This is a genomic window from Jeotgalibacillus salarius, from assembly GCF_004405125.1.
In the GTDB taxonomy this organism is placed as follows: Bacteria; Bacillota; Bacilli; order Bacillales; family Jeotgalibacillaceae; genus Jeotgalibacillus; species Jeotgalibacillus salarius.
Map to the genome: position 1 here is coordinate 295,512 of NZ_SORX01000003.1, position 20,963 is coordinate 316,474.

The 20,963-nt window shown below is 41.7% G+C and carries 31 protein-coding genes; 8 read left to right on the forward strand and 23 right to left on the reverse strand.

Annotated elements, in window-relative coordinates; all coding sequences use genetic code 11:
- Positions 1 to 112 precede the first annotated feature (112 nt).
- From E2626_RS06715 to E2626_RS06725, 3 genes are read right to left on the reverse strand one after another with little or no spacing between them, the layout of a single operon-like run.
- Positions 113 to 718, reverse strand: a complete 606-nt coding sequence (locus E2626_RS06715; protein WP_134380968.1) for an NUDIX hydrolase — start codon at positions 716 to 718, stop codon at positions 113 to 115.
- A complete protein-coding gene (locus E2626_RS06720) occupies positions 700 to 1,215 on the reverse strand; it encodes an NUDIX hydrolase (RefSeq protein WP_134380969.1) in 516 nt (171 codons plus the stop codon). Before E2626_RS06720 ends, E2626_RS06715 begins: the two co-directional genes overlap by 19 nt.
- On the reverse strand, positions 1,208 to 1,741 hold the full coding sequence (locus tag E2626_RS06725) for a histidine phosphatase family protein (protein WP_134380970.1): 534 nt from the start codon (positions 1,739 to 1,741) through the stop codon (positions 1,208 to 1,210). The genes E2626_RS06720 and E2626_RS06725 overlap by 8 nt, the downstream gene beginning before the upstream one ends.
- A 171-nt stretch (positions 1,742 to 1,912) precedes the next feature.
- Here E2626_RS06725 and E2626_RS06730 point away from each other — a divergent pair, with 171 nt between their 5' ends.
- The 3 genes from E2626_RS06730 to E2626_RS06740 are packed head-to-tail and all read left to right on the forward strand — an operon-like array spanning position 1,913 to position 3,524.
- Positions 1,913 to 2,338: a DMT family transporter gene (locus tag E2626_RS06730; protein WP_134380971.1), complete on the forward strand. Its 426-nt coding sequence runs from the start codon at positions 1,913 to 1,915 to the stop codon at positions 2,336 to 2,338.
- 8 nt (positions 2,339 to 2,346) lie between these two features.
- The gene (locus E2626_RS06735; protein WP_208528128.1) at positions 2,347 to 3,024 is read left to right on the forward strand and encodes a Crp/Fnr family transcriptional regulator; all 678 of its coding nucleotides are present in this window, start codon (positions 2,347 to 2,349) and stop codon (positions 3,022 to 3,024) included.
- A complete protein-coding gene (locus tag E2626_RS06740) occupies positions 3,024 to 3,524 on the forward strand; it encodes a DMT family transporter (RefSeq protein WP_134380972.1) in 501 nt (166 codons plus the stop codon). The genes E2626_RS06735 and E2626_RS06740 overlap by 1 nt, the downstream gene beginning before the upstream one ends.
- 269 nt (positions 3,525 to 3,793) lie before the next feature.
- Here the strand turns inward: E2626_RS06740 and E2626_RS06745 are convergent, their stop codons facing one another.
- From E2626_RS06745 to E2626_RS06770, 6 genes are all read right to left on the reverse strand, one after another.
- Positions 3,794 to 4,255 (reverse strand): hypothetical protein, encoded by a 462-nt coding sequence (locus E2626_RS06745; RefSeq protein ID WP_166786761.1) that lies wholly within the window; start codon positions 4,253 to 4,255, stop codon positions 3,794 to 3,796.
- A gap of 115 nt (positions 4,256 to 4,370) precedes the next feature.
- Positions 4,371 to 4,874: a GNAT family N-acetyltransferase gene (locus E2626_RS06750; protein WP_244094254.1), complete on the reverse strand. Its 504-nt coding sequence runs from the start codon at positions 4,872 to 4,874 to the stop codon at positions 4,371 to 4,373.
- A gap of 4 nt (positions 4,875 to 4,878) precedes the next feature.
- Entirely contained in the window at positions 4,879 to 5,865 is a 987-nt protein-coding gene (locus E2626_RS06755; RefSeq protein WP_208528129.1) for a glutathione S-transferase family protein, read from the reverse strand.
- A 277-nt stretch (positions 5,866 to 6,142) separates the two neighbouring features.
- Positions 6,143 to 6,718 carry a protein kinase gene (locus tag E2626_RS06760; protein ID WP_134380975.1) on the reverse strand — a complete coding sequence of 192 codons (576 nt, stop codon included), beginning with the start codon at positions 6,716 to 6,718 and terminating at the stop codon, positions 6,143 to 6,145.
- 6 nt (positions 6,719 to 6,724) lie between these two features.
- A complete protein-coding gene (locus E2626_RS06765; protein ID WP_134380976.1) occupies positions 6,725 to 7,099 on the reverse strand; it encodes a DnaJ family domain-containing protein in 375 nt (124 codons plus the stop codon).
- An 81-nt stretch (positions 7,100 to 7,180) separates the two neighbouring features.
- Positions 7,181 to 7,744 (reverse strand): XRE family transcriptional regulator, encoded by a 564-nt coding sequence (locus tag E2626_RS06770; protein WP_134380977.1) that lies wholly within the window; start codon positions 7,742 to 7,744, stop codon positions 7,181 to 7,183.
- Positions 7,745 to 7,845: 101 nt separating this feature from the next.
- On the opposite strand from E2626_RS06770, the gene E2626_RS06775 reads away from it, so the two are divergent.
- The gene (locus E2626_RS06775; RefSeq protein ID WP_134380978.1) at positions 7,846 to 8,793 is read left to right on the forward strand and encodes a DMT family transporter; all 948 of its coding nucleotides are present in this window, start codon (positions 7,846 to 7,848) and stop codon (positions 8,791 to 8,793) included.
- A gap of 175 nt (positions 8,794 to 8,968) precedes the next feature.
- Here the strand turns inward: E2626_RS06775 and E2626_RS06780 are convergent, their stop codons facing one another.
- From E2626_RS06780 to E2626_RS06795, 4 genes are all read right to left on the reverse strand, one after another.
- Complete coding sequence (locus tag E2626_RS06780) at positions 8,969 to 9,835, reverse strand: aminoglycoside 6-adenylyltransferase (RefSeq protein ID WP_134380979.1); 867 nt, start codon at positions 9,833 to 9,835, stop codon at positions 8,969 to 8,971.
- Positions 9,832 to 10,029 (reverse strand): DUF4083 domain-containing protein, encoded by a 198-nt coding sequence (locus E2626_RS06785; protein WP_134380980.1) that lies wholly within the window; start codon positions 10,027 to 10,029, stop codon positions 9,832 to 9,834. The genes E2626_RS06780 and E2626_RS06785 overlap by 4 nt, the downstream gene beginning before the upstream one ends.
- A gap of 171 nt (positions 10,030 to 10,200) precedes the next feature.
- Positions 10,201 to 10,929 carry an MOSC domain-containing protein gene (locus E2626_RS06790; RefSeq protein WP_134380981.1) on the reverse strand — a complete coding sequence of 243 codons (729 nt, stop codon included), beginning with the start codon at positions 10,927 to 10,929 and terminating at the stop codon, positions 10,201 to 10,203.
- Positions 10,930 to 10,947: 18 nt separating this feature from the next.
- Positions 10,948 to 11,388, reverse strand: coding sequence for an NUDIX domain-containing protein (locus tag E2626_RS06795; protein WP_134380982.1), 441 nt, complete (start codon positions 11,386 to 11,388; stop codon positions 10,948 to 10,950).
- A gap of 140 nt (positions 11,389 to 11,528) precedes the next feature.
- Between E2626_RS06795 and E2626_RS06800 the strand changes: the two genes are divergently transcribed.
- Positions 11,529 to 11,990: a hypothetical protein gene (locus tag E2626_RS06800; protein ID WP_134380983.1), complete on the forward strand. Its 462-nt coding sequence runs from the start codon at positions 11,529 to 11,531 to the stop codon at positions 11,988 to 11,990.
- Positions 11,991 to 12,028: 38 nt separating this feature from the next.
- Here E2626_RS06800 and modB read toward each other — a convergent pair whose 3' ends face one another.
- From modB to E2626_RS06825, 5 genes are all read right to left on the reverse strand, one after another.
- Positions 12,029 to 12,688 (reverse strand): molybdate ABC transporter permease subunit, encoded by a 660-nt coding sequence (gene modB, locus E2626_RS06805; RefSeq protein WP_134380984.1) that lies wholly within the window; start codon positions 12,686 to 12,688, stop codon positions 12,029 to 12,031.
- A 3-nt stretch (positions 12,689 to 12,691) separates the two neighbouring features.
- The gene (modA, locus tag E2626_RS06810; protein WP_134380985.1) at positions 12,692 to 13,447 is read right to left on the reverse strand and encodes a molybdate ABC transporter substrate-binding protein; all 756 of its coding nucleotides are present in this window, start codon (positions 13,445 to 13,447) and stop codon (positions 12,692 to 12,694) included.
- A gap of 341 nt (positions 13,448 to 13,788) precedes the next feature.
- Complete coding sequence (locus E2626_RS06815) at positions 13,789 to 14,259, reverse strand: hypothetical protein (RefSeq protein WP_166786762.1); 471 nt, start codon at positions 14,257 to 14,259, stop codon at positions 13,789 to 13,791.
- Between the two features lie 122 nt (positions 14,260 to 14,381).
- Positions 14,382 to 14,891: a GrpB family protein gene (locus E2626_RS06820; RefSeq protein ID WP_134380987.1), complete on the reverse strand. Its 510-nt coding sequence runs from the start codon at positions 14,889 to 14,891 to the stop codon at positions 14,382 to 14,384.
- Positions 14,892 to 15,024: 133 nt separating this feature from the next.
- The gene (locus E2626_RS06825; RefSeq protein WP_134380988.1) at positions 15,025 to 15,243 is read right to left on the reverse strand and encodes a hypothetical protein; all 219 of its coding nucleotides are present in this window, start codon (positions 15,241 to 15,243) and stop codon (positions 15,025 to 15,027) included.
- Between the two features lie 350 nt (positions 15,244 to 15,593).
- On the opposite strand from E2626_RS06825, the gene E2626_RS06830 reads away from it, so the two are divergent.
- Positions 15,594 to 16,178, forward strand: coding sequence for an MEDS domain-containing protein (locus tag E2626_RS06830; protein WP_134380989.1), 585 nt, complete (start codon positions 15,594 to 15,596; stop codon positions 16,176 to 16,178).
- Here E2626_RS06830 and E2626_RS06835 read toward each other — a convergent pair.
- Positions 16,171 to 17,121: an NAD(P)/FAD-dependent oxidoreductase gene (locus E2626_RS06835; protein WP_134380990.1), complete on the reverse strand. Its 951-nt coding sequence runs from the start codon at positions 17,119 to 17,121 to the stop codon at positions 16,171 to 16,173. The two genes, E2626_RS06830 and E2626_RS06835, sit on opposite strands and share 8 nt — an antisense overlap.
- Positions 17,122 to 17,237: 116 nt before the next feature.
- Between E2626_RS06835 and E2626_RS06840 the strand changes: the two genes are divergently transcribed.
- A complete protein-coding gene (locus E2626_RS06840) occupies positions 17,238 to 17,651 on the forward strand; it encodes a VOC family protein (RefSeq protein ID WP_166786763.1) in 414 nt (137 codons plus the stop codon).
- A gap of 113 nt (positions 17,652 to 17,764) precedes the next feature.
- On the opposite strand, the gene E2626_RS06845 is transcribed toward E2626_RS06840, so the two are convergent.
- Complete coding sequence (locus E2626_RS06845; RefSeq protein WP_134380992.1) at positions 17,765 to 18,703, reverse strand: sensor domain-containing diguanylate cyclase; 939 nt, start codon at positions 18,701 to 18,703, stop codon at positions 17,765 to 17,767.
- 247 nt (positions 18,704 to 18,950) lie between these two features.
- Here E2626_RS06845 and E2626_RS06850 point away from each other — a divergent pair, with 247 nt between their 5' ends.
- Complete coding sequence (locus E2626_RS06850; RefSeq protein ID WP_134380993.1) at positions 18,951 to 19,136, forward strand: hypothetical protein; 186 nt, start codon at positions 18,951 to 18,953, stop codon at positions 19,134 to 19,136.
- Positions 19,137 to 19,147: 11 nt separating this feature from the next.
- Here E2626_RS06850 and E2626_RS06855 read toward each other — a convergent pair whose 3' ends face one another.
- The 3 genes from E2626_RS06855 to E2626_RS06865 all read right to left on the reverse strand — a co-directional run bounded on the left by E2626_RS06855 (position 19,148) and on the right by E2626_RS06865 (position 20,948).
- Positions 19,148 to 19,594 (reverse strand): DUF4181 domain-containing protein, encoded by a 447-nt coding sequence (locus tag E2626_RS06855; RefSeq protein WP_134380994.1) that lies wholly within the window; start codon positions 19,592 to 19,594, stop codon positions 19,148 to 19,150.
- A 139-nt stretch (positions 19,595 to 19,733) separates the two neighbouring features.
- Positions 19,734 to 20,387, reverse strand: coding sequence for an SDR family oxidoreductase (locus E2626_RS06860; protein ID WP_134380995.1), 654 nt, complete (start codon positions 20,385 to 20,387; stop codon positions 19,734 to 19,736).
- 54 nt (positions 20,388 to 20,441) lie between these two features.
- On the reverse strand, positions 20,442 to 20,948 hold the full coding sequence (locus E2626_RS06865; protein WP_134380996.1) for a peroxiredoxin family protein: 507 nt from the start codon (positions 20,946 to 20,948) through the stop codon (positions 20,442 to 20,444).
- Between the last annotated feature and the right edge of the window lie 15 nt (positions 20,949 to 20,963).

The following is a 20,963-nucleotide window of genomic DNA, read 5'->3' on the forward strand; positions in this document are numbered from 1 at the left end:
GACGTGAAGGTGAAAAGGTTTCAATTTTCTGTCACTTATCACAGCTAAAAAAGAATAAAAGTATTTGTTTCAACTAAAATGAGTAGATTAATCTAACAATTTTTATAAAACCTTATTTATACTGACCAATCCGCTCAAGCACAGTCAGGTAAAATGCTGCTTTATGCGGAACAAATGATTCTAAACCAACAGACTCATCTACTTGTACCTTACTACCATCACGGATCTTAAATCCCTGAATGTTAATTTCATCAAGTTGTCCACTGCAAAGCCTGCGGAATGCTTCAAGATCTGCTTTAACAATGCCTGTAACTTCTTCATCTTCTAAATCAAAATCATTTTCATTAAATTTACTTTTTAATAGAAACGTATGGGCAAACTCCTTGTCGATAAAACCTTCCCTTTCTGCCACACACTCAATCACACCAAGAGACTGAAGCTGTTCAAAAGGAACCTGAATGCCAATCTCCTCCTGCATTTCCCTTACGCCATCACGAACTGTTTCCTTTGCCAGCAGATGACCTGCAGCAGTGATATCCAGAAGCCCGGGATAATCTTTTTTATCTTCACTGCGCAGCTGAAAATAAAGTGAATTATTCTCAACCAGCCAGCAGTGAAACGTTTCATGCCAATAGCCTTTTTCATGTACTTCTGATCTTGCTTTTTCACCTATGTATTGATGTTTCTCATTAAATATTTTTAATCGTTCTGATTCCATGGGGCCTCCTCAGTTTTTTCAACTACCTGCCAATTTTCATATATGACAGGTTCTGTTGATATTCTTTTAAATAAAAGCCAGTTAAAAGCCTCAATCACAAGAGGTGATACATGATCGGCAGTGATCTCATCTTCCGCTATCCAATACGTCCCAAGCGAATCCTGTGCATCGAACTGATGTGGGTCCTTAAGTTCCCCACCTGCTTGCTCCACCTGATAAAACACAGCAATATGATGAACATGAGTATGGTTGCGCCAAAGCCATGGAAGCTGAAAATCTATCGTTCCAATCTGGGTTTTTCGCAATATCTCCATTCCTGTTTCTTCAGTGAATTCCCGATCCAGCGCTTCAAAGAGACTCTCCCCTTCCTCAAGACTCCCACCTGGCAGATCGTATCTGTTTTTATACGGCCCCCCGCTTTTCTTAATGACAAGAAGTTTGTCGTTATTCATATACAAACCATATACGCCAAAAGCTCTGTGCCAGGATTTATTCATCCCACACACGCTCCACCGTCTTCTTCTCCCCATCAAACACATACACATCAGGATTACTGAGCCTCTGCCATCCACCGAAACCAAACCCTGCGTCATATTTGCTCAGAAAATGGGACATGATTCCACCATGGCTCACAATCAGCGTGTTTCCTTCTTTTTTACTTTCCACTTCTACCACCTCAGACATTCTCTCTTCAGCATCGCTTGCAGATTCCCCGCCCTCAAAAACAAGCTCCGTATCCGAAAATGATTGCTCAAGCTTTTCAAGCCAGTCCGGCAGATTTCCAGTGCTCAGCACCCTTTCTGAAAGATTTTGATTAATATGTATGTCTAACTTTTCATTCTCTGCGAGGGGCTGGATTGAATCAATCGCTCTTTTAAAAGGACTTGAAATGATACGCTTCACTTCTGTATTTTCAAAAAAGCGAACCAATGCTGCAGCCTGCTCTACCCCTTCCTCTGTTAAAGGAGCTTCCGGTTCCTGACCTTCTGCTTTACAGTGTCTGATCAAATATACTTTTGACATCATTTACCGCCTCCTTGAAGAATTACATACAGTATACAGCAATTTTTTCCATCTTTTAAAAGGATTCCTTTACTTCATTTGTTTAATGCTTCACACTATTTGGGACATATGTCCTTTTTACGACTGATACTAAGTTATACAGTTGGGCTGACAGAAAGGTGCGTGAAGCAGTTGAAAGGAACTTTATTTGCACTGGCAGGCGGATTTTTCCTGACCTTTCAAAGTGTAGCAAATGCAACAATCAGTGATCAGATCGGCACGTGGCAGGCTGCTGCGATGACACAGCTGACAGGATTTGTACTCGCAATCATCATTGTACTGACATTAAGAGACCGATCATATAAAGACCTCGGGCAGGTGCCGAAACTGTATGCCTCAGGTGGTGCACTTGCTGCGATCGTACTATTCAGTAACATTACCGCAGTCCATCTGATGGGCGTGACGCTGACAATCGGCATTTTCCTGATTGCCCAGCTTGTGGCAGCGATTATCATTGATAAATTTGGCTGGTTCGACATGATCAAAAAGAATATCAGCAGGACGCAGATTATCGGTGTATGTCTGATGATTTTAGGCGTGATTGTGCTGAAAATCTAGGAGGCATCATGGAAAAGAAATTAAATGATTACCTGAAAATCTATCAACTTGATGAGCTTTTTAACGAAAATGTCTGCAAAGCGATGAAGCTGCAGACTTATTCACCCGGGCAGCGGTTATTTTCACAGGGAGAAAAGTCAGACAGAATGCACCTCTTAGTAGATGGCAAACTGAAAGTATCAATGCTGACACCTGAAGGGAAGCGGCTAATTCTCGCATTCAAAACGCCGCTTGATATTGTTGGTGACATTGAATATGTGCGCAACTGTCCCCTGATTAATACGGTAGAGAGCGTGATGGAAACAACGGTCATTGAAATCCCTTATTCAGTTCTTAAAAAAGAAATGGCTCAGCATGCCCCCTGGCTGCAATTCTTACTTGATACAGTAACGAAGAAATTCGAGATGAAGTCTCATACGATGAATTTTAACCTGCTCTATGCAGTCGATGTCCGGCTCGCAAGTTACCTTCTTTCAATGACACCAGTACAGCCAGTTATCACTTCTGCTTCATTGATTGATATCGCAGATCTGATCGGTACGAGCTACAGACACTTGAACAGAGTACTTCAGCAGTTTCATCAGGAAGGCTGGATCATCAAAAAAAGGGGATCAATTGAAATTGTAAATCGCCAGGCGTTACTTGAACTGGCTGGAGAAAACATTTATGAAAAGGAGGCATTTTGATGGTCATTGGAATTTTACTTGCACTGCTTGGAGGAACACTGGTCTGCCTTCAAAATACATTCAATGCAAATGTGAAAAAGCAGGTCAGTGTCTGGTCGACAACAATGCTTGTGCTTGCACTCGGCTTCCTCGCTTCATTTGCAGCCGGGCTGGCGTTTGAAGGAACTGCTTTATTCAGCTTCGATGCAGACCTATGGTTCTGGTTCAGCGGGGTTGTAGGGGTTGGCGTTGTTGCCTGTGTCACACAGGGTGTTCAATCGCTCGGACCAAGCCGCGCGATCTCACTCGTGATGGTTTCCCAGATTTTTTTCGGACTCGTGTGGGACTCACTCGGATGGTTTGGACTTGAACAGGTTCCTTTTACATTTCAATCATTTTTAGGCGTGCTGCTGATTTCAGGCGGCGTATTACTGTTCCAGCTCGGACCTGCAATAGAAGAAAAAGCACGTGGGCAAAAACAACGGACTGCTGCAAGGCGTACGGTGAAGGTGAATGGATAGAAATTGTAAAAAGCGTATGGGTGAATGCCCGTACGCTTTTTAGGCTGCATATCATCCGGTTGCCGATATCACTGAGCGAGGATTGCCGCTTAATTGAATCACCCCTCTGGATATATGAATCACCTCTTTGTGTAATTAGTACGGCAACCTGATTAATTATAACACCGGCAATTTTGCATCAGAGAATTGATACATCTCTCGTGTTTATTGAATCACCCCCACAATTAATTGATTCATCTCCACCAGTTTTTGAACAGCACAAGGTGTATTTATCCTGCCTTTGCGCTAACCCTTCTTCTGAATAAATAAACTCCCAACCCTCCAACCGCAGTAAAACCGGCAAATATCAATCCACCGGCCACATAATCTGGCTCGCTGCCAGGAGCTGTATCCGACGTTTGATACTGTTGCTCTCTGTAAGCTTTGATATATCGATTTCCTACTTCAACTGCGATTGCCTCAGAGGTATCTGTCCCTTCAATTGAATAGTATTTGGTCCCTTCCCGGTAAGCATTGGAAAAGTTGCCGGAGAGCTGTTCCATGTCAGAGAAGGCGGTAACTTCCCCAATTTCATTTCCAACCTCTTCTGCAATCTCCTCACTCACTACATAGACGTACCCATCCCACACAACAAACATATAAGCCCATGATGTAGCGTTACTACCTTGTGGAAAAATGAAAAAACACAAAACAATGAACCCCGCCACTAAAATCCCAGGAGTACGTTTCATCGCATTCATCCCTTTTTTAAATTGGACGTTCAATCGATTCATTCGTTTCCGTTTTCTATTCAAATTAAATCCCAAAAAATAAAAAAAGCCGGGAACCCCGACTTTTCTGATCAAACTATATGTTCTTTTTGAAAGCCTTCACCACAATCCCATCATCAGCGGGTACAAAATCATACTCAGGCATCCGTTCGAATCCGTACTTGCCCTGATAAAGGCCAATGGCATCATTCATAAAGGACCCTGTATGCAGCCCAATTGCATCGAACCCTTTTGCCTTTGCACGGCTGATACATTCGTCAATTAAAGCTGATGCAACACCGGATCCGCGCGATTCGTTACCGACTGCAAGCACACGAATTTCCGGATAATCCATTTCATCAACGTAGCCTTCGTACGCATCTGTTTTCGCTGGAAATAGTGCTACACTGCCAAGTATCACTCCATTTATTTCAGCGACAATCAAATCAACACCCTCTTGCTGATCCGCTTCAGATGAAATTGCCTTTTTCAGCGCTTCCCAGTGTTCAGCCGGAACTTTTTCAGTGTGATCTTCATAAGCTTTTACACGCTGTTCACGAATAAATGAAAGTTCTTCTTTTCTTGCATCACGTATAATCAATCTATTATTCCTCCTCAAATCGAAGAAATTTATCTTGCTGGCCAAGCTTCTCTCTGTCATGCGGCTCATTCCACACTGTCAGATCAGGCCCTTTTGGTAAAATACGCATTTCAGACTGATCAGGGTTGATCGTAATTGATACATGGTAATGTTCCTTAATCGCTTCAAATTCAGTTGTATCACCAAATCCTTTTGTCTGGTAAAGATCGCGCGCATAACCCCATAAATTCGGAAATTCTCTGAGCAGATTGCGATTCGTATTAAAACCGTTGTAGTAAGCTGCATCAAAACGGGCAAGCGTTGTATATAATCTCACGTCAGAATCCGTAATGAAACCCCCATGCAGGAAACGGCGGTCAGCAAGACGCTCTTCAAGGGTATCCAGACGCTTAAAAAGTGTATCAAATGCTGCTTCATATGCTTCCTGTGATTGGGCGAACCCGCATTTATACACACCATTATTCACTTCATGAAATATCGCTTCATTTAATTCATCTATCTCAGTGCGCAGATGTTCAGGATACAGGTTTGGCGCATTCTCTTTATGAAACGGACGCCACACAGTTTCAAAGTAATTCGTCATGTTGAAGTAATCATTGTTAACTGCTTTCTTCGTCTGCAAATCAACCATGACAGGCACTGTAGGCCGCCCATCATAATCCGGTTCCGCATTGAAATAAACGTCACTTACATATTCAGTACCAAGAACCGGATCCTGATCATTTTCATCCAATGTAAATGCCCAGTCTACGCGACCGATCCTTGGACGAAGCGGACTTGCTTTCCCGAGACTGATTGCGTCTTCTAGTCCAAGTACACTGCGCACAATGACCTGTCGATGTGCCCACGGGCACGCTGCGGACCACAACAGTCTGTATCGCCCACTTTCAACCGGCAATTCACCTTCTCCGTTGCCAAACGGTGTAACAAAACGATTAACCTGTCTTTTAAAAGAACCATCCTTACTGATCTCAGCAGGCTTCTTTGACATCAAAATCCCTCTTCCCTTTTCAGAAATTTCAGACCTGTCATTGTTATCTCATTTCCGAGTAAAACAATCAAGAATGAGGGACTAGGGGATGCGTTTTAACCTGATAAAAAAGGGATTAGTGCAGGGATACGCATAGGTCTAATTACACTTTTCTAAGAACCGCATAGAAATTTCTAAGAAGTACATGGTTTATTCTAAGAACCTTTGATATTTTTCTCCGAACACCCTCTGTTTTTCTAAGAACGTCAGGTTCCTTTCTACGAAACCCCATCCCCTCTCATTCCTTCCCGCACCCCACACAGCGCCGGTCCTGATCATCTTTTCCATAAATCCTCAGCTCTTTCTCCACGCCACAAACTGCGCACGCTTCAAAAAAAATCTGCGGAATCACACCAGCATCAGCTTCCCGAACCCATTCAGATTCATACTGTTTTTTCGTCATACCATAATCAATGAAGACAAGTCTGCCAGCTTCATTGATTCCAAAATTTCCGCTATCTTTGAGATCAAAGCTGTCAAACTCATGGTCCAGTATGCTGAGAATCTTTTTATAAGGCTCTGTCAGTCGTTCATCATCTTCAGACAGATCATAAGTCTGGGCGTTCCTCAATTCGAGTGGCTTGGCAAATGACTGCACTGCATATTCCTTATGTACTTCTGTTACCTCTGCAAAATACCCAACATACCCAAGACGTTTCATTTCCTGATAGATCAGCAGTTCATGCCTCGATTGCTCATATCCAATCGGGTGCAGATGAACTTTGATTACCTTGTTTCCAGCACGATATGCTTTTCGTGTGGATCCTACCCCCAGAAAATTCTGTGCTGTACAATAATCTTTCCAATTCTCCACGCTGCTTTACCCCCAAATACGCCTTGCTGCTTCTAAAGCATCGATCGAAATCGGCATTTTCTGAAGAGGAGGCGGACAGGATTTATTATGCTCTGCAACTTTTTTATTGAGCTTTGCAACTTCTTTTTTCTGCGCTGCAGGATCAAGTTTCTCCAGCTCACTCAGTCTGTCACTGATCTCATGCTGCAGCTTCAGCCAGTGCGGTTTATACCCTGCATCTTTTGCGATTTTCTGAAAGTGTTGAAATGTATCTCCTGAAAAATATTCTTTCGGTATCTTTTCACCGGTCCCTTTTAAATTGTCCATTCCACCCGTTTTTGAATAGTCCTTTAAAATATCGCCGATCAAATCACTTTTAGGCGGCTGTTCAAAATCGCTCATTCAAAACACCCCTTTGTTTTCCTTTTTTTAGCATATCACAACCAGATCAAGCAGTCTGACTATTCACTAATTTTACACATCTCAAAGGGAATAAATCATCACAAAATGAAGAATCGCTGTCTCCCCGGAATGATTCATATAAGCGTGCGGCTGATCTGCATTGAACTTAATAGAGTCAAAACGCTCAAGCTGATATTCTTCTTCACCTACGCGGACAACCACTTCTCCCTCCATGACCGTAATATATTCTTTCACCCCGAGCTGGTGCGCCTCTGCCTCATAAATGCTGTCAGGCTGTAAGTAGCCTTTGTGAGATTCAATCGACCCCTGCACCTGTGTTGTAAAAACAGGCTCAAGCTTTAGCGACTGGTTCTCACTCATCACGCTGTTTCCGCTTTTTTTCAGCAGCGTAACCTCCTGACTTTCTACCATTAATGATGAAATGGGGATACGCAACCCGTTCGCAATCTTCCAGATAATTGTAAGCGAGGGATTCGCCTCCCCGCGTTCAATTTTACCGAGCGTTAATTTACTGACCCCAGTCAGATCAGCCAATTCCTCAAGAGTAAATGCCTTATCTTTTCTCAGCTTTCTCAGAATTTCACCAACCTTTTTCGTAAAATCTTCAGGTCTTTCATGCGTCATATTTATTCCTCCATATTCAAAATAATACTTGCACTCTTCAGCAAAAAGTATATTATATTATACATTATATCATTTATAGAATACTAAAAGAGGTGAATTTGATGAAAGCTCTATTGATTGGCATCTTATCTTCAATGTTCTTTGCGGTCACATTTATTCTGAATCGTTCCATGGAGGTTAGTGGTGGCAGCTGGCTGTGGAGCTCCTCTTTACGGTTTATCTTTATGGTTCCTTTTTTAGTACTGATTGTGTGGATGAGAGGAAATCTTCGCGGTTTGTTGAGTGAAATGAAAAAGCAGCCGCTCGAGTGGATCAGGTGGAGTGTTGTCGGATTTGTCCTGTTCTATGCTCCGCTTACATATGCAGCTGCTTACGGTCCGGGCTGGCTTGTCGCGGGTACTTGGCAATTTACGATTGTAGCAGGATTATTATTGACGCCTCTTTTTCTAAAGTCTGACGGAAGCAGGCACAGTGTTCAATTCAGATCTTTATTCATTTCATGTATCATTCTGGCAGGTGTGGTGCTGATTCAGGTTCAGCAGGCTGATCACCTTAGTCCTTCCGCATTGCTTATCGGTGCTTTGCCCGTCGTGATTGCAGCTTTTTGTTATCCACTCGGAAATCGTAAAATGATGGAGTTGTGCGGGGACCGACTAGATACTTTTCAACGTATTCTCGGTATGACACTGGCTAGTCTTCCTGCCTGGCTCATCTTAAGCGGAATCGGGTTCGTACAGACAGGTCCGCCTTCATCAGGACAGATCATACAGACATTTATCGTTGCAGTGAGCTCTGGTATTATCGCAACGGCGCTGTTCTTCATTGCAACAAACAGCGTAAGACATGATCAGGGCAGGCTTGCGGCAGTTGAAGCGACTCAGGCAACACAGGTACTTTTTGTAATCGCGGGTGAAGCCGTGCTTTTATCAAGTCCTCTGCCATCAGGAATTGCTTCAGTTGGAATTGGACTGATTGTTGTGGGGATTGTGGTACATACGATGAATATGAGAGTGGCCGGGCGCAGGATGGTTGCGGTGAAAAGCGGGTGAATTGGTGTGGTTTTTCTAAATGTCGTGAATGGTTCAGGACATAACTTGTGATGTTCGTGAGATGTCGGCGCATGTTCATGACATGACCCTATTCGTTCATGAGAAAATCAGTCTTGTTGAGGAGTTTAATGGGGGTGGTTCATGAGATTATGACAATAGGCCCACCCCCACACACTTAAGAAATCGCCTCCGCATCACCTGGCAGCTCGCGTACACGCCGGACAAACATCAGCATCTGACTTTCATCTTCTTCAGGATATTGAAAACCTGTCATGCCAGCCACTTCACGACCGAGCATGCCAAATAGTTCACACGCTGCCTCTACAGCCTCCCATTTATTTTCGGCATAGGTCCTCATGTAAATCTCCCAGTAATCATTAGGCAAAAACTTTTTAAAATACTTACCCATTTTACCGGCAGACACCTGATATTCATGCTGTCCGCCAATCCACCACTTAATCATCTGATCCAGCGCGCTGCGTGTCGTGAGTTCGTACATATGATGCGCATACGGCAGCTCATTCCGCCACAGTCCTTTAGCGACATTTTGAAGGCACCACCAGAAATCATTTGTGACACTGTCGAACTCACCCATCGAAGGCTTTTTTATAAAATAATCCCGGTCAGTTGATTCAGGAATGTCAGGTAAAATACCGTCGTTATCTAAAAGCGGAATCGTCAGTGAGTCATCCCGATAGACCTTTTGCATAAAATCAACTGACTGAAATGACAGGTCAATCCGGTTACCGTCATCAAACAACATTAAAAAAGCATACCGGTCCGGATCTATTTCTAACCCCTTGCCGGCGTCCAGCGCATCCGACTGCTGCATCATGAGCAACTTTCCAAAGTGCTGAATCCATGACTGGTCTGCTGTGAAAGGCGATACATCCTCTGTCACATAGACAATATCGTAGTCCTGAAAAATATCTTCAGGCGCATTGGGATTCGTACGTGATCCATTCATATAGACTGCCCTGATGCGCGCATCTGCTCTTGCAAAGTCTAAAATCAGCTCCATCATTTCCTGCTCTGATCTCATTTCTGAACCTGCTTTTCTTCAAGTAATGTAATAATCCGATCCAGCTTTTCGTTTGTTTCGTCCGATTTCCTGTTCTGTACAGATTTCGTGACGACCATTCTCTTAATAAACAAACTGAATGATACGACGAACAATACAATCATTCCTAACATAACGATCAGAAAAATAAGATCTCCACCACTTATACCACCCATTTAAATCCCCCTTATCTACTTAACTGATATCAATGATAACGCGTCCCCAATACAAAACGCTCATGACTAGAAAAACCACACCAAACGTAACGAAGATTGAAGGCAATCTCGATCTGAAATAGATAAGACCTAACCCAATGACAAGGTGTATAACTATAAACAACAATATACTCATGATTGTCTTTCACCCGCCGCAAGAATCTTATCATTTACAGAAATTACACCAGCTTTCCTCACAGCCGCATACATCCCAAAAATATTCCCGTGCTTTTGATATACCGTTTTTAATACAAGTGGATCAATGCCTGTTGAGACCGGATCAATATTAATGATGCTGCAGCGCTCACAAGGCCTGACGATTTCAATTTCTGTCGATCCAATCTGCAGCCTTTTTCCCGCAAGCTGCTCCTCTGAAAAAGGTGTCCCGTTTATTAGTGATACTACGAGATTTGGCCGGAACCTTCTCCAGTCGATCGGTTTTCCCGTTTCCTCCTCCAGCGCTTTCACTGAGGCCTCATTGACAATCAGAATATGTTCTTCCTCAATTGCACCAAGCGGAACGTTCTCTGGCGCATACACCTCTTTTTTCAATGGTTTACCTGCAAGCTCCTGAAATTCATCCAGGCACGCTTCATCATCCCAGTAAAAAGTCCTGCCATCCGGAGCTGTGATCAGAACCCTCGGAAATTGTTGTGCAGACTCTTCACCATCAAAAGCAGCGCTGTACCCAACCATTTTTGGATTTTGAGTCGCTGTATGATAACGATTTTCCTCTAAAAACGTATGACTGCGATCCCCATAGACGCCATAAGCCATCAGCTTCGTGGACTCCACCTGTTCACCACTCAGTGACTTGACCGGGTGACGTATAATCGCGCTGATTTTCCCGATTTGCTCCATCATCGCACCTCCTCAAAGTTAATTGACATCGCCTAAATAAACGGCTGTCTGATCAAACTTCTGAATATACGAAATGATAGTCCGCGGGTATATTCTGTAATGTTGAAGCTCTCTGATCGGTAACCATTCAATTCCGGTCTGGTTCGCATCCAATACGATCTGCTTATCATTTTCACCGGTGATCTCGCAGCGAAAGTAGGATTCGATCTGATGAACGTGTGAATCGAATGCTGCGAATTCATGATTTTTCCCTATGTATTCTCTTACGTATAATAGTTCTCCGGGTTTCACAATCAGTCCCGCTTCCTCCAGACATTCTCTTATACATGCCTCGTGCATCGTTTCTCCATCTTCCTGACCGCCGCCCGGGAAAATGTAGAACGTGCCTTGTTCATCTGTATTTGTTGTTAATAATACTGAATTTTCTTTAATGATGATTGCTTTAGATGAATGACGCATCACTATTCCCCTTATTCTTAATTTCTCTTGATCTTATCACACATATCCACCAAATTTCCCTAAGATTATGTTATTCTTGTATACACATTGAATACATATGATACGATCCTACTAAATTGTAAGGAGATAAAACTTACATAATGAAAAACTTTTTAAAAAAGATGACACTACCGCTGTTAATTATATTCATTGCTACTACCATCCTCTTTTATGATCAATATAATTCACAAAAGCAGGAACTTTATTATCAAACAAACGTTATGGCACAAAATTATTTGCTCCACCTTGATCGATTTCTTGAATATCAGGAAACATTAATTGATATAGAATGGTCAGCTGAACAAAAAGAGGAATACAACGAAAGACTTCGCGGACTAGAATGGCATGGAAACGGATCGGTTATGCTGATTGACCTGGACGATAAAGAAGTTCAGGAATTACGTTTTATTTTTGGTGATATTCGTACAGAAATTTATTATTTCGGCGATGTAACCACCCCTGCAGAGCGAAAAGAACGCTTTGAGAATGTATTAAACATGAGAAATGAGCTTCAATCATCTATCGACTACTTAAATGAGAACTATCCAATACCAGACGCTTAAACCATAAAACAGCATTCGCCACCATGACGAATGCTGTTTTATTTACTTCTTAACCCCTGCACCAACACCAGCATCACAAACGAAATCCCTACCATGCACGCCACCCAAAGCCAGGCCATCTGCATATTTCCTGACTCAATTGCCAGATAGATCGCTGTGGAAGCGGTTTGCGTCCGGCCGGGGATATTGCCGGCAAACATAAGGGTTGCACCGAATTCGCCAAGTGCGCGTGCAAAACTTAAAATGAATCCTGCAATAATGGCTTTCCATGCAAGCGGAATTGAAATTTGCGTAAAAAGCTTCCACTCTCCCGCTCCATCCACACGTCCAGCATGCTCGATCTCTTCATCTATTGATTCAAAACCTGTTTTAGCTGATTGATACATGAGTGGAAATGACACCACAACAGCCGCAATAACTGCTGCCCACCATGTAAAAATAACCGGCTGCTGAAACAGCCATTCAATCGCCTGACCTGCAGGGCTATTCCTGCCAAAAATCACAATTAGTAAAAATCCTACGACTGTCGGGGGGAGTACTAAAGGAAGTAAAAATAACGTTTCAACCATTGCTTTTCCTTTAAAACGACGAGCGGCCATCATTCTTCCTGCTAAAAGTCCAAGCACGAGGACAACCAGACTCGCAACCGTCGCAATTTCAATGGATAATCTGAGCGGTGACCAAAAATCTACTGGCATACGCTAATTTAACCCTTTAAAACCAAGCTCTTCAAACACAGCTAATGCATCATCACTTTGCAAATAATCCAGAAAAGCAGCTGCGTCTTCAGAGTGAGTTGCATCTTCCAGAATACCTGCCGGATAAACAATTGGCTGGTGCCAGTCCTCTTCTGTAAATGCTGCAATCTTCACCTGATCAGAAGTCAGCGCATCCGTATAATAGACCATCCCCGCATTGACGTTTTCCGACTCCACATATGACAAGACCTGCCTTACATCTTTCGCATAGACAATCTGTTCCTCAAAATCGCTCCACAATTCAAGATGTTCAAGTACTTCTTTACTGTATTCCCCTGCAGGAACTGTTTCCGGCGTTCCGATCGATATGCGTTCAACATCTGTTAAATCTTCAAAAGTAGCAATATCTAAATCAGCGCGGGGCACGATCATGACCAGCTCATTTCCGATCAATGAGGTGCTGTCTTCTTCACTGATCACGCCTTCTTCTATTAACTCGTTAAATTGCGTTTCATTTGCTGAGATAAATAGATCAACAGGTGCGCCTTGTGAAATTTGCTGCTGCAAACTTCCTGAACCTCCAAAGTTAAAAGTCACTCCAATACCTGTTTCTTCTTCAAACTGCGTTTCAATTGTATATAAAGCATCCTGGAGGCTTGCCGCTGCAGATACTGTCAGTTCGGTACTTTCATCTTCCTGCTGAGTGGCCGAACAACCGCTGATCACAAGTACACCAAGTCCTAACAACCATTTTTTCATTCGAGTCTTCCTTCCAAAATAAGTTGGTTTTAGTATATCAAACTTTGTTGGATATGAGACTGAATGAACTTTATGAGATTAGCAGGAACGGCATTGTTCACATGACTAAAAGAGGAGCTGTCTCACCTTCTTACTCGTTTCGCTGCGCTTCAGGTGGACGCTTTCCGCTTGTGGGCCGTTTTGTGGCCCCATTTGACCTCCTCATCGCTTCGCGTATGCGGGGTCTCACCACGCACTGCAGTCACTACCTTTCGCTCCGCTGCACTTGGATTGCAACAAAAATATTGTTTAACTCAACAAAAGAGATTGTTTTGTCTCAGCCTATTTAACAGCTTTAACGATCAATCTGCCATTGTACATGCTGCTTCACTGTATTGAATTGACGGAAGAAGAACGATATTTGCTTTGTGGTCAATGGTCGCTTTACATCTTGTCGTGAATTGACGTACCAGTTCGATCATAGAAAGGACTTCTTTAGGAGAATAATGAATCTGATATGCGTGCTTTTTCAAATAACGTTCGGCTTCAACGCCAAGCTGGGCGATTAATAGGGTCAGATAAGAGGAGGGGCAGCCTTGTACAATCACTTGAGAGGTCAACGCTGACAAATGCCGTTCTTCTTTTACACTCAGGCTGTAACGCCGTTGGACAGATTCTCTTAACAGATGCACTGCGTAAGTGAACCACGTCTCCATACTTTCATTATAAGCATAAAAACGATACTCTTTTTCATTCAAAAACTCTTCCAGAAGTTTTTCCGTTAACAAAGACAGGCTTGATAAGTGTGGGCGGAGTGTTTGATTTACGCTCATATCATCTTCCTTTCTTTTGTATATTTATACCTATTTTATAACTTTTTGAATATTCAATAAACTGTTCCTCTCTGTTTTTAATCTATTTGTAACATTTGTAACAAAATAAGTCATTTCAATGTCTATCTGCGCCATCCAAGCGCTTTACGCTCCAGCAGCTTAATCACATTATTCTTTCCCTCAATATACGCCTCAATATCATTTGGGTAAGTCCGGGATAGCCGTACTTTTAATGCGCCATAAGAAGCAGCCTCTTGCGGATGCTCTCTTAAATAGTCCCGAAATGCCAGATGACGGTCAATTTCATACTGGCTGGACACATCATACATATGTACATGATGTGTGCGTTGCTCTCCTCCCTTTCTGAAATATCGTCTGCCTGAAAGTCCATATTCACCCATTGATTCGTACCCAAGCATCTCCATTTGATGTGCCTGCCGATCTGCTTCTTTAACATTTTTCAAGATTGGTAGAATATCAATGATCGGCTTAGCCTGAAGCCCGGGAACAGAGGTACTGCCAATATGGTGAATGTCTAACAGTTGATCCCTAAAAATATCCATAATTTTTTCTGCCTCTTCCTCATACAATCGCACCCAGTCATTATTATATGAACTGACAATAACTTTCATGCCAACTTTCTCCTCTCAAGTTCAATTTTCCAGTCAATGCAGCTTATATCATTTAGCAAAAATTCAATTATACCTCACGTCTTAAAACCCAAAAATAATAGACCGGAAGCGCTAAAGTACGCATCCCAGTCTATTATTTCACTTTGTATTTTTCCGTAGCTTCTTTAAACCGTTGTTCTTTTGAAATTTCTTTCCGGGTCATTTCATCGTAAATCGCTGAAAGCAGAAAATACCCTTTTACTATAAAAGCTGACAACACAGCAGCAATCAACAGCAGTCCCCAGGGTCCAAAAGCCATCACTGACAGTAGAATAGCAAATCCGCACACTAAAAATATCAGAAAAAATGCCATATACAAACCCCTCACTTACGTTTTGGCTTTGTTAAATTTCATTGTTGTTTATGTTGGAGCGTCAGGCACAGGTGGGACAGACGAAACCTGATAGCTCAGCACCCGGTCAAGGAAAGTGTCCACCTGAAGCGGAAATCAACAGCCGACTTTAACAGAACTTACATTTAAAAGACTTCAACTATTTTTTTGTTTATTTAACAGAAGTATAACAAACCCTGTTTACATAAAGGGATATTTTTGAAAAGATGTATGACACTACACCTTCATTCGTTTTTTGTAAGAACCTTTTGTTTTTGCTGTTCTACTTTAGTATAATGAAGAAAGAATACATGATTAGGAAGGGTGATCAAATGAAACATTCGCTTCCAGACCTCATTGAAGCGCAACGAAATGTTCATGTTCTTTATTCATATGATGAGATGGATAAATACCTGCAAAACGTTTTAGCCTACATAATCGATAGTGTCCGTGCTGAAGAAAATATAATCCTGATTGAAAATGAACGTATATACATAAAGATCAAAAAAGAACTTCATGAACTGATTTCAAAAGAAGAGATGGAATATATTCATTTCATTAACAGCTTTGACTTTTACTTTTCAAGCGGAAGTTATCATCCGCCGGCTATCACTGCCTATTTTGAAAAAACTGTTCAGCCTTATATACAGAACAATAAGTCATTTCGTTCGTGGGCACACGTGGAATGGACTTCCGTAGAAGAACCGCACCACCTGATACATGATTTCGAAAATATTATTGACGATGCGGTCAAACAAATTGAATTCCCCCTCGTATGTGCTTATAAACAGACAAATATGCCTATTCATCTTAAAACAATGCTTAATCAGTTACATCCTTTTATTCTTGAAGAAACGTCTTTAAGTCCTGTCGAAGATTCATTAACTGTAAAACCCAGCGTACTCAGCTCTAATTAATACTTTTGGCAATTTGATTGGCGACTGAAATTCCTGATATATATGCACTTTCAACCCGGGTGCGTCCAGATGGATCATCCGGCTCAAGGAAAGTGTCCCCGCACAGCCAGACAGGGTGATTTTCCAATTTGTAGAAAGGTGCGTTGAACACTTGCTTCGCCTGGGCATAACGCCAGCGCTTTAACTGCTTTGAAGTAACCTCAAGACCCTCAAGCTGTTGATTTGTCAGACGTAAAATTTCACTCAATGCCTCCTCTTCACGATCAAACCAGGCTTCACTCCAGTCTCCAGTCATATATACGCTCAAAATTGAGCTTTCAGACATTCCTTTATCAGCGTTATTAACAATTTTCAACACACCTTCAGGCAACTCCTCATCAAGTAATCCATACTCCCCAACCTGAATATTTTTCTCAAGCTCAATCAATCCAACAAATGCAGGTTCAAATATATGTTCTCTGAGCTTTTTATCAGCTGCTGTTAAAGATAGTGTCGAGCTTTCAAGTAAGTCTGCAGCCTGTGGCAATGGCGCCGTTAGGATGACTGCGTCGTAGTTAAGCTGATCAGAAGCTGATAATGTCACGCCATCCTCGGGTGACAGGCTTACTACCTTTTCATTAAGACGAACATTCAAATCACGCGCCAGGTATTTTGCGATTTTATTCATTCCGTTTGTGCCTGCGTAGCGCGGGTAGGGGTCTGCGAACCATTCATTTACCAGACCTGCTGATTCCCATTCCTTCACCTCATGTTTAAAATGATCAGAGCGCACCGTAAAATAAACAGCCCCATGATCTGCCTGTCCATCGTTGATTCTCCTCGTCGCCAAGCGCCCTCCGACACTTTTGCCTTTTTCAATAACCTCTACATCATGTCCTGCTGCCTGTAATGTTCGGGCCGCCATCAGTCCGGACATCCCTGCGCCTATTACACCAATTTTCATCATATCTTCTCCCTTCAACCTCATTCTTTCATTGTATCGGTCAATTATTACATGAACAGCTATTAATATGCTAAACTAATATGGAATTTAATGTTATTTATAAAGGAGATGTTTTTTTGTTTAAAGTAGGCAGTATTTTTATTCCAGTGACAGATCTTGAGCATTCTTCCAAATGGTATGAAGAGCACTTTCAGGTAAAACTGATAGGGCAATGGGAAGGCGGTGCCGGATTTTACTTTCCCGATAGCGCTGTCCAACTTGGTCTGATCGAAGTGCAAATTCCTCAGCCTTCACAGTTTTTAAACAGGCACGCTCAGCAAAATACTTATTTTAATTTAATCACAGAAGATATTGTTAGCTTACATAAAACATTTATTGATCAAGGATTAACTGTTCGCCAAATCAACGAATTTGGGGGCATGAAGTATTTTGACTGCGCAGATCCTGATGGAAACGTGTTAAGTATAGTTGAGGAAGTGCCCGGCTCTCCTTTTCACTCTGAACAGGTGGAGAAGCTTCAGCAGAAATAATACATTTCGAAGTTACCTATGAAAGCCATAAAACAAAGTAAGATGTGAAAAATGAATTTTTCACATCTTACTTTGTTTTTCGAAAAGATTGCATCATCTAAAAATGCTATAAATTAGATACATAGCTTATTCAATTCTTTATCTTTATACATTTCTTTATCTGCCTCAGAAAAGAGAGACGTCATTTGCCCCTGGGAGGATGGAGTGTATGCTCCTCCAATTGAAAGAAATATACCCGCTTCTTTACAACTGTTCCGGGTTCTTTCCATAAGTCGAATAAGATCAGCTTCTGCGACGTCCTGCAGCAGCACAACAAATTCATCTCCGCCGATTCTTGCCGCAATCGAAGAATCATTGACACAGTTTTTCAAATGGTCAGCTGCCTGCTTGATCAGTTCATCTCCGGCTGCGTGTCCAAATGTATCATTCGTGAATTTCAGCTGATCCAAATCACAGAGTAATAACCCTGCCGATACATCGTCATCTTCATCCAGTTTCGTAAAAACTTCTTTAAAATATGTACGATTATACAAATCAGTTAAGCTGTCATGGTAAAGCTGATACTGAATCTTTTCCTGCATCACAATCCGCTCATCTATATTTCTCAGCATTCCCTGCAGCGCAACGAGTCTGCCGTTTTCATAGATAGGTGTCGCATACTCTTCAAACCAGCGGTAATGTCCTTCTTTATCCTTCCATCTCTGGATAAGCGGCTGACTGTAGTCTACCTCCCCGACCAGCTTCTTAAGCAAAAGTTCTTTATCATCAGGATGAATGTCCTGAAAAGCCACTTCCGGACTTAAGTATGCGCCTTCATTACTTCCTTTGCCAAAGAAATTTTCAGCGGATGGACTCAGATATTTAAATTTTACAACTGGATAAACGTCTGCATAGTACATAAAATCATTCGGCGTTTCAACGAGATGAATGAACTGCTGATGCTTGTTCGTGAGCACTCTGTATTTTCTTTTCAAACGAATATAAAACCACAGATTAAGTACACCGATACACATCACCACAGCAGCCAGAACAATTATCTGTATCCCATTCATACGCACACCACCTTCGTTATCACAAATTTCTCATGATATTCACTATACCCGGCTAAAGCATTGTAGGCAACTGAAGATTTGTGATATAAATGAATATTTATCCATTTACCAAAAATCTGTCTTTGATCATTCGTTATACTTTTTAACTTTTTGATACACTAAGTATTCAATAGCATGTTTCTATAACGACCTTAATAATGGATGGGTTTAAGCGTTGTGATCAAAATGAACGAGAAGGGGTTTTGATATGAAGAAGAAAACAGAATCATGGAAGATATGGGACGCGATTTTCACTTCCGGATTTTTGTCTTTATTTACAGACAGCGAAGAAGCTCGTCACGACAATAAAAAGTTCAAACAGATGCTTATCCAGCTCATCTTCAGTGTTCTCTTTGCAACTGCACTGTTTTTTATAATCTTTTGGCTCATATGAGTTTCTACATCCTAATTCAAAAATAGTCCGAAGCCATCTGTAAAAAATAGTGCAAGCAAAAAAACAATACTGTAAGTCAGTATAATTAATGTGTACAGGTAAGCCTTGCGATTTTCTTCGTACTTCCATTCCATGAAGGCCCTGAGAAGTTCAGTTACACCAATAAAAACGAACATAAAGAAGTATGGCTGCAAATACCATTTCAGATCGGAAGAAAACATTGCTGCATTTATGATAAAGCCAATGATTAATACAGCTATAAAAATACCACGGATCACCCAATCAGCTTTTTTGTGAACAGCATTCACGTAATCTGTGGAGAATATTTTTCCCCGTTTGGCACCTAGCAACCTACGGCTAATCATACTTATAGGTATGTAAAAAATTAAAAACACAGCAACAATGAATAGCAGTTTCCACCAGAAGTTCTCATCCAGTCCGTATGTTAAAGTATTCAAGTACACTCACCTCAATTCGCATTTGTCTTAATGAATAATATACCATTAAATACCACCTGCATGAACAAAGAATAACATCATATTTTTTCAAAAAAAAGATGCCCAGCTGTTAACTGGACATCCACTTCTGACTAACATTTTATTTTAAAGACTGAATAGCTTCATCTACTGCCGTGTCTCCATTAATCACCTGAAACTCTTTGCCGATCGTTGAGTCATTTTCAAGTGTAGCTAACAGTACACGTGCAACATCTTCACGGGAAATTTCACCGCGGTCTACTGTTACATCCGCTTTGACTTTACCGGTACCTTCGTCATTTGTCAGACCGCCCGGATGAACAATTGTGAAGTCCAGGTTTGTGCCTCTCAGCCATTCATCTGCATAATGTTTTGCAGCAACATAAGGCTTAAAGGAATCCGGCGCATTCTGAATCTCTTCACGCGTTGTATCGAATGAGCTGACCATCACATAGCGCTTCACTCCTGCTTTTTCAGCAGCTTTAATCGTCTTCACGGCAGCATCCAAATCGATCATCATCGTTTTATCATCGCCTGTTTTCGGACCGGAACCTGCAGTAAATACGATCGCGTCCACACCTTCAGCAGCTTTTGCAATATCATCAATCTCACCTTCAAGGTCCACAAGCACTGTTTCAGCACCAAGGTCTTCAAAGTATGATTTTTGCTCTTCTTTACGGATCATTGCACGCGCTTCTAAACCATCACTTTCCTGTACAAAACGCGTAAAATGTTTACCTACTTGTCCATTTGCTCCAATAATTAGTACTTTCATTTTTAACATCCTCCTAAAACTTATCACTCTTTATATAAGTAAATATTTAACCTTTTATTTCAGGTTTTTTCTAATATAACTAATAGTTTTTCTAATTTCTTTGGCATGAGGTCTGCCAAACGGATTTGTCTGTCTTTGCTGATAGAGTACTTTCCCGTTTTCATTCAATAGGAAATATGCAGGCTCAGCATGTTCACCGTGATCCTCGTAAGGAGCATCCTCACCGTGATAATGTACATCATATGCCTTCAGAAAACTGAAGTCTTCGTCCAGCAGCACCGGGAAACTGAACTGGTGCTCCTGCATCATCTCTTCTAGACTGCTTTTTTCATCATGTGTAACCGTTATAAGACTAACATTGTGTTTATCAAAATAGCTTTTCGTATCTTCAAGCTCATCCAGTTCCTCCATACATGCAGGACACCACGAGCCTCTAAAGTAAATAAGCAGGAACCACTTTTCATCATTTTGTTCAAGCATTTCTGCTAAATGGTATTCCTTTCGATCCAATCCAGTTAGCTTAAAATCAGGCGCTTTGTCATTTAATTTAAAGACGCTCACAAAACCACTCCTCAA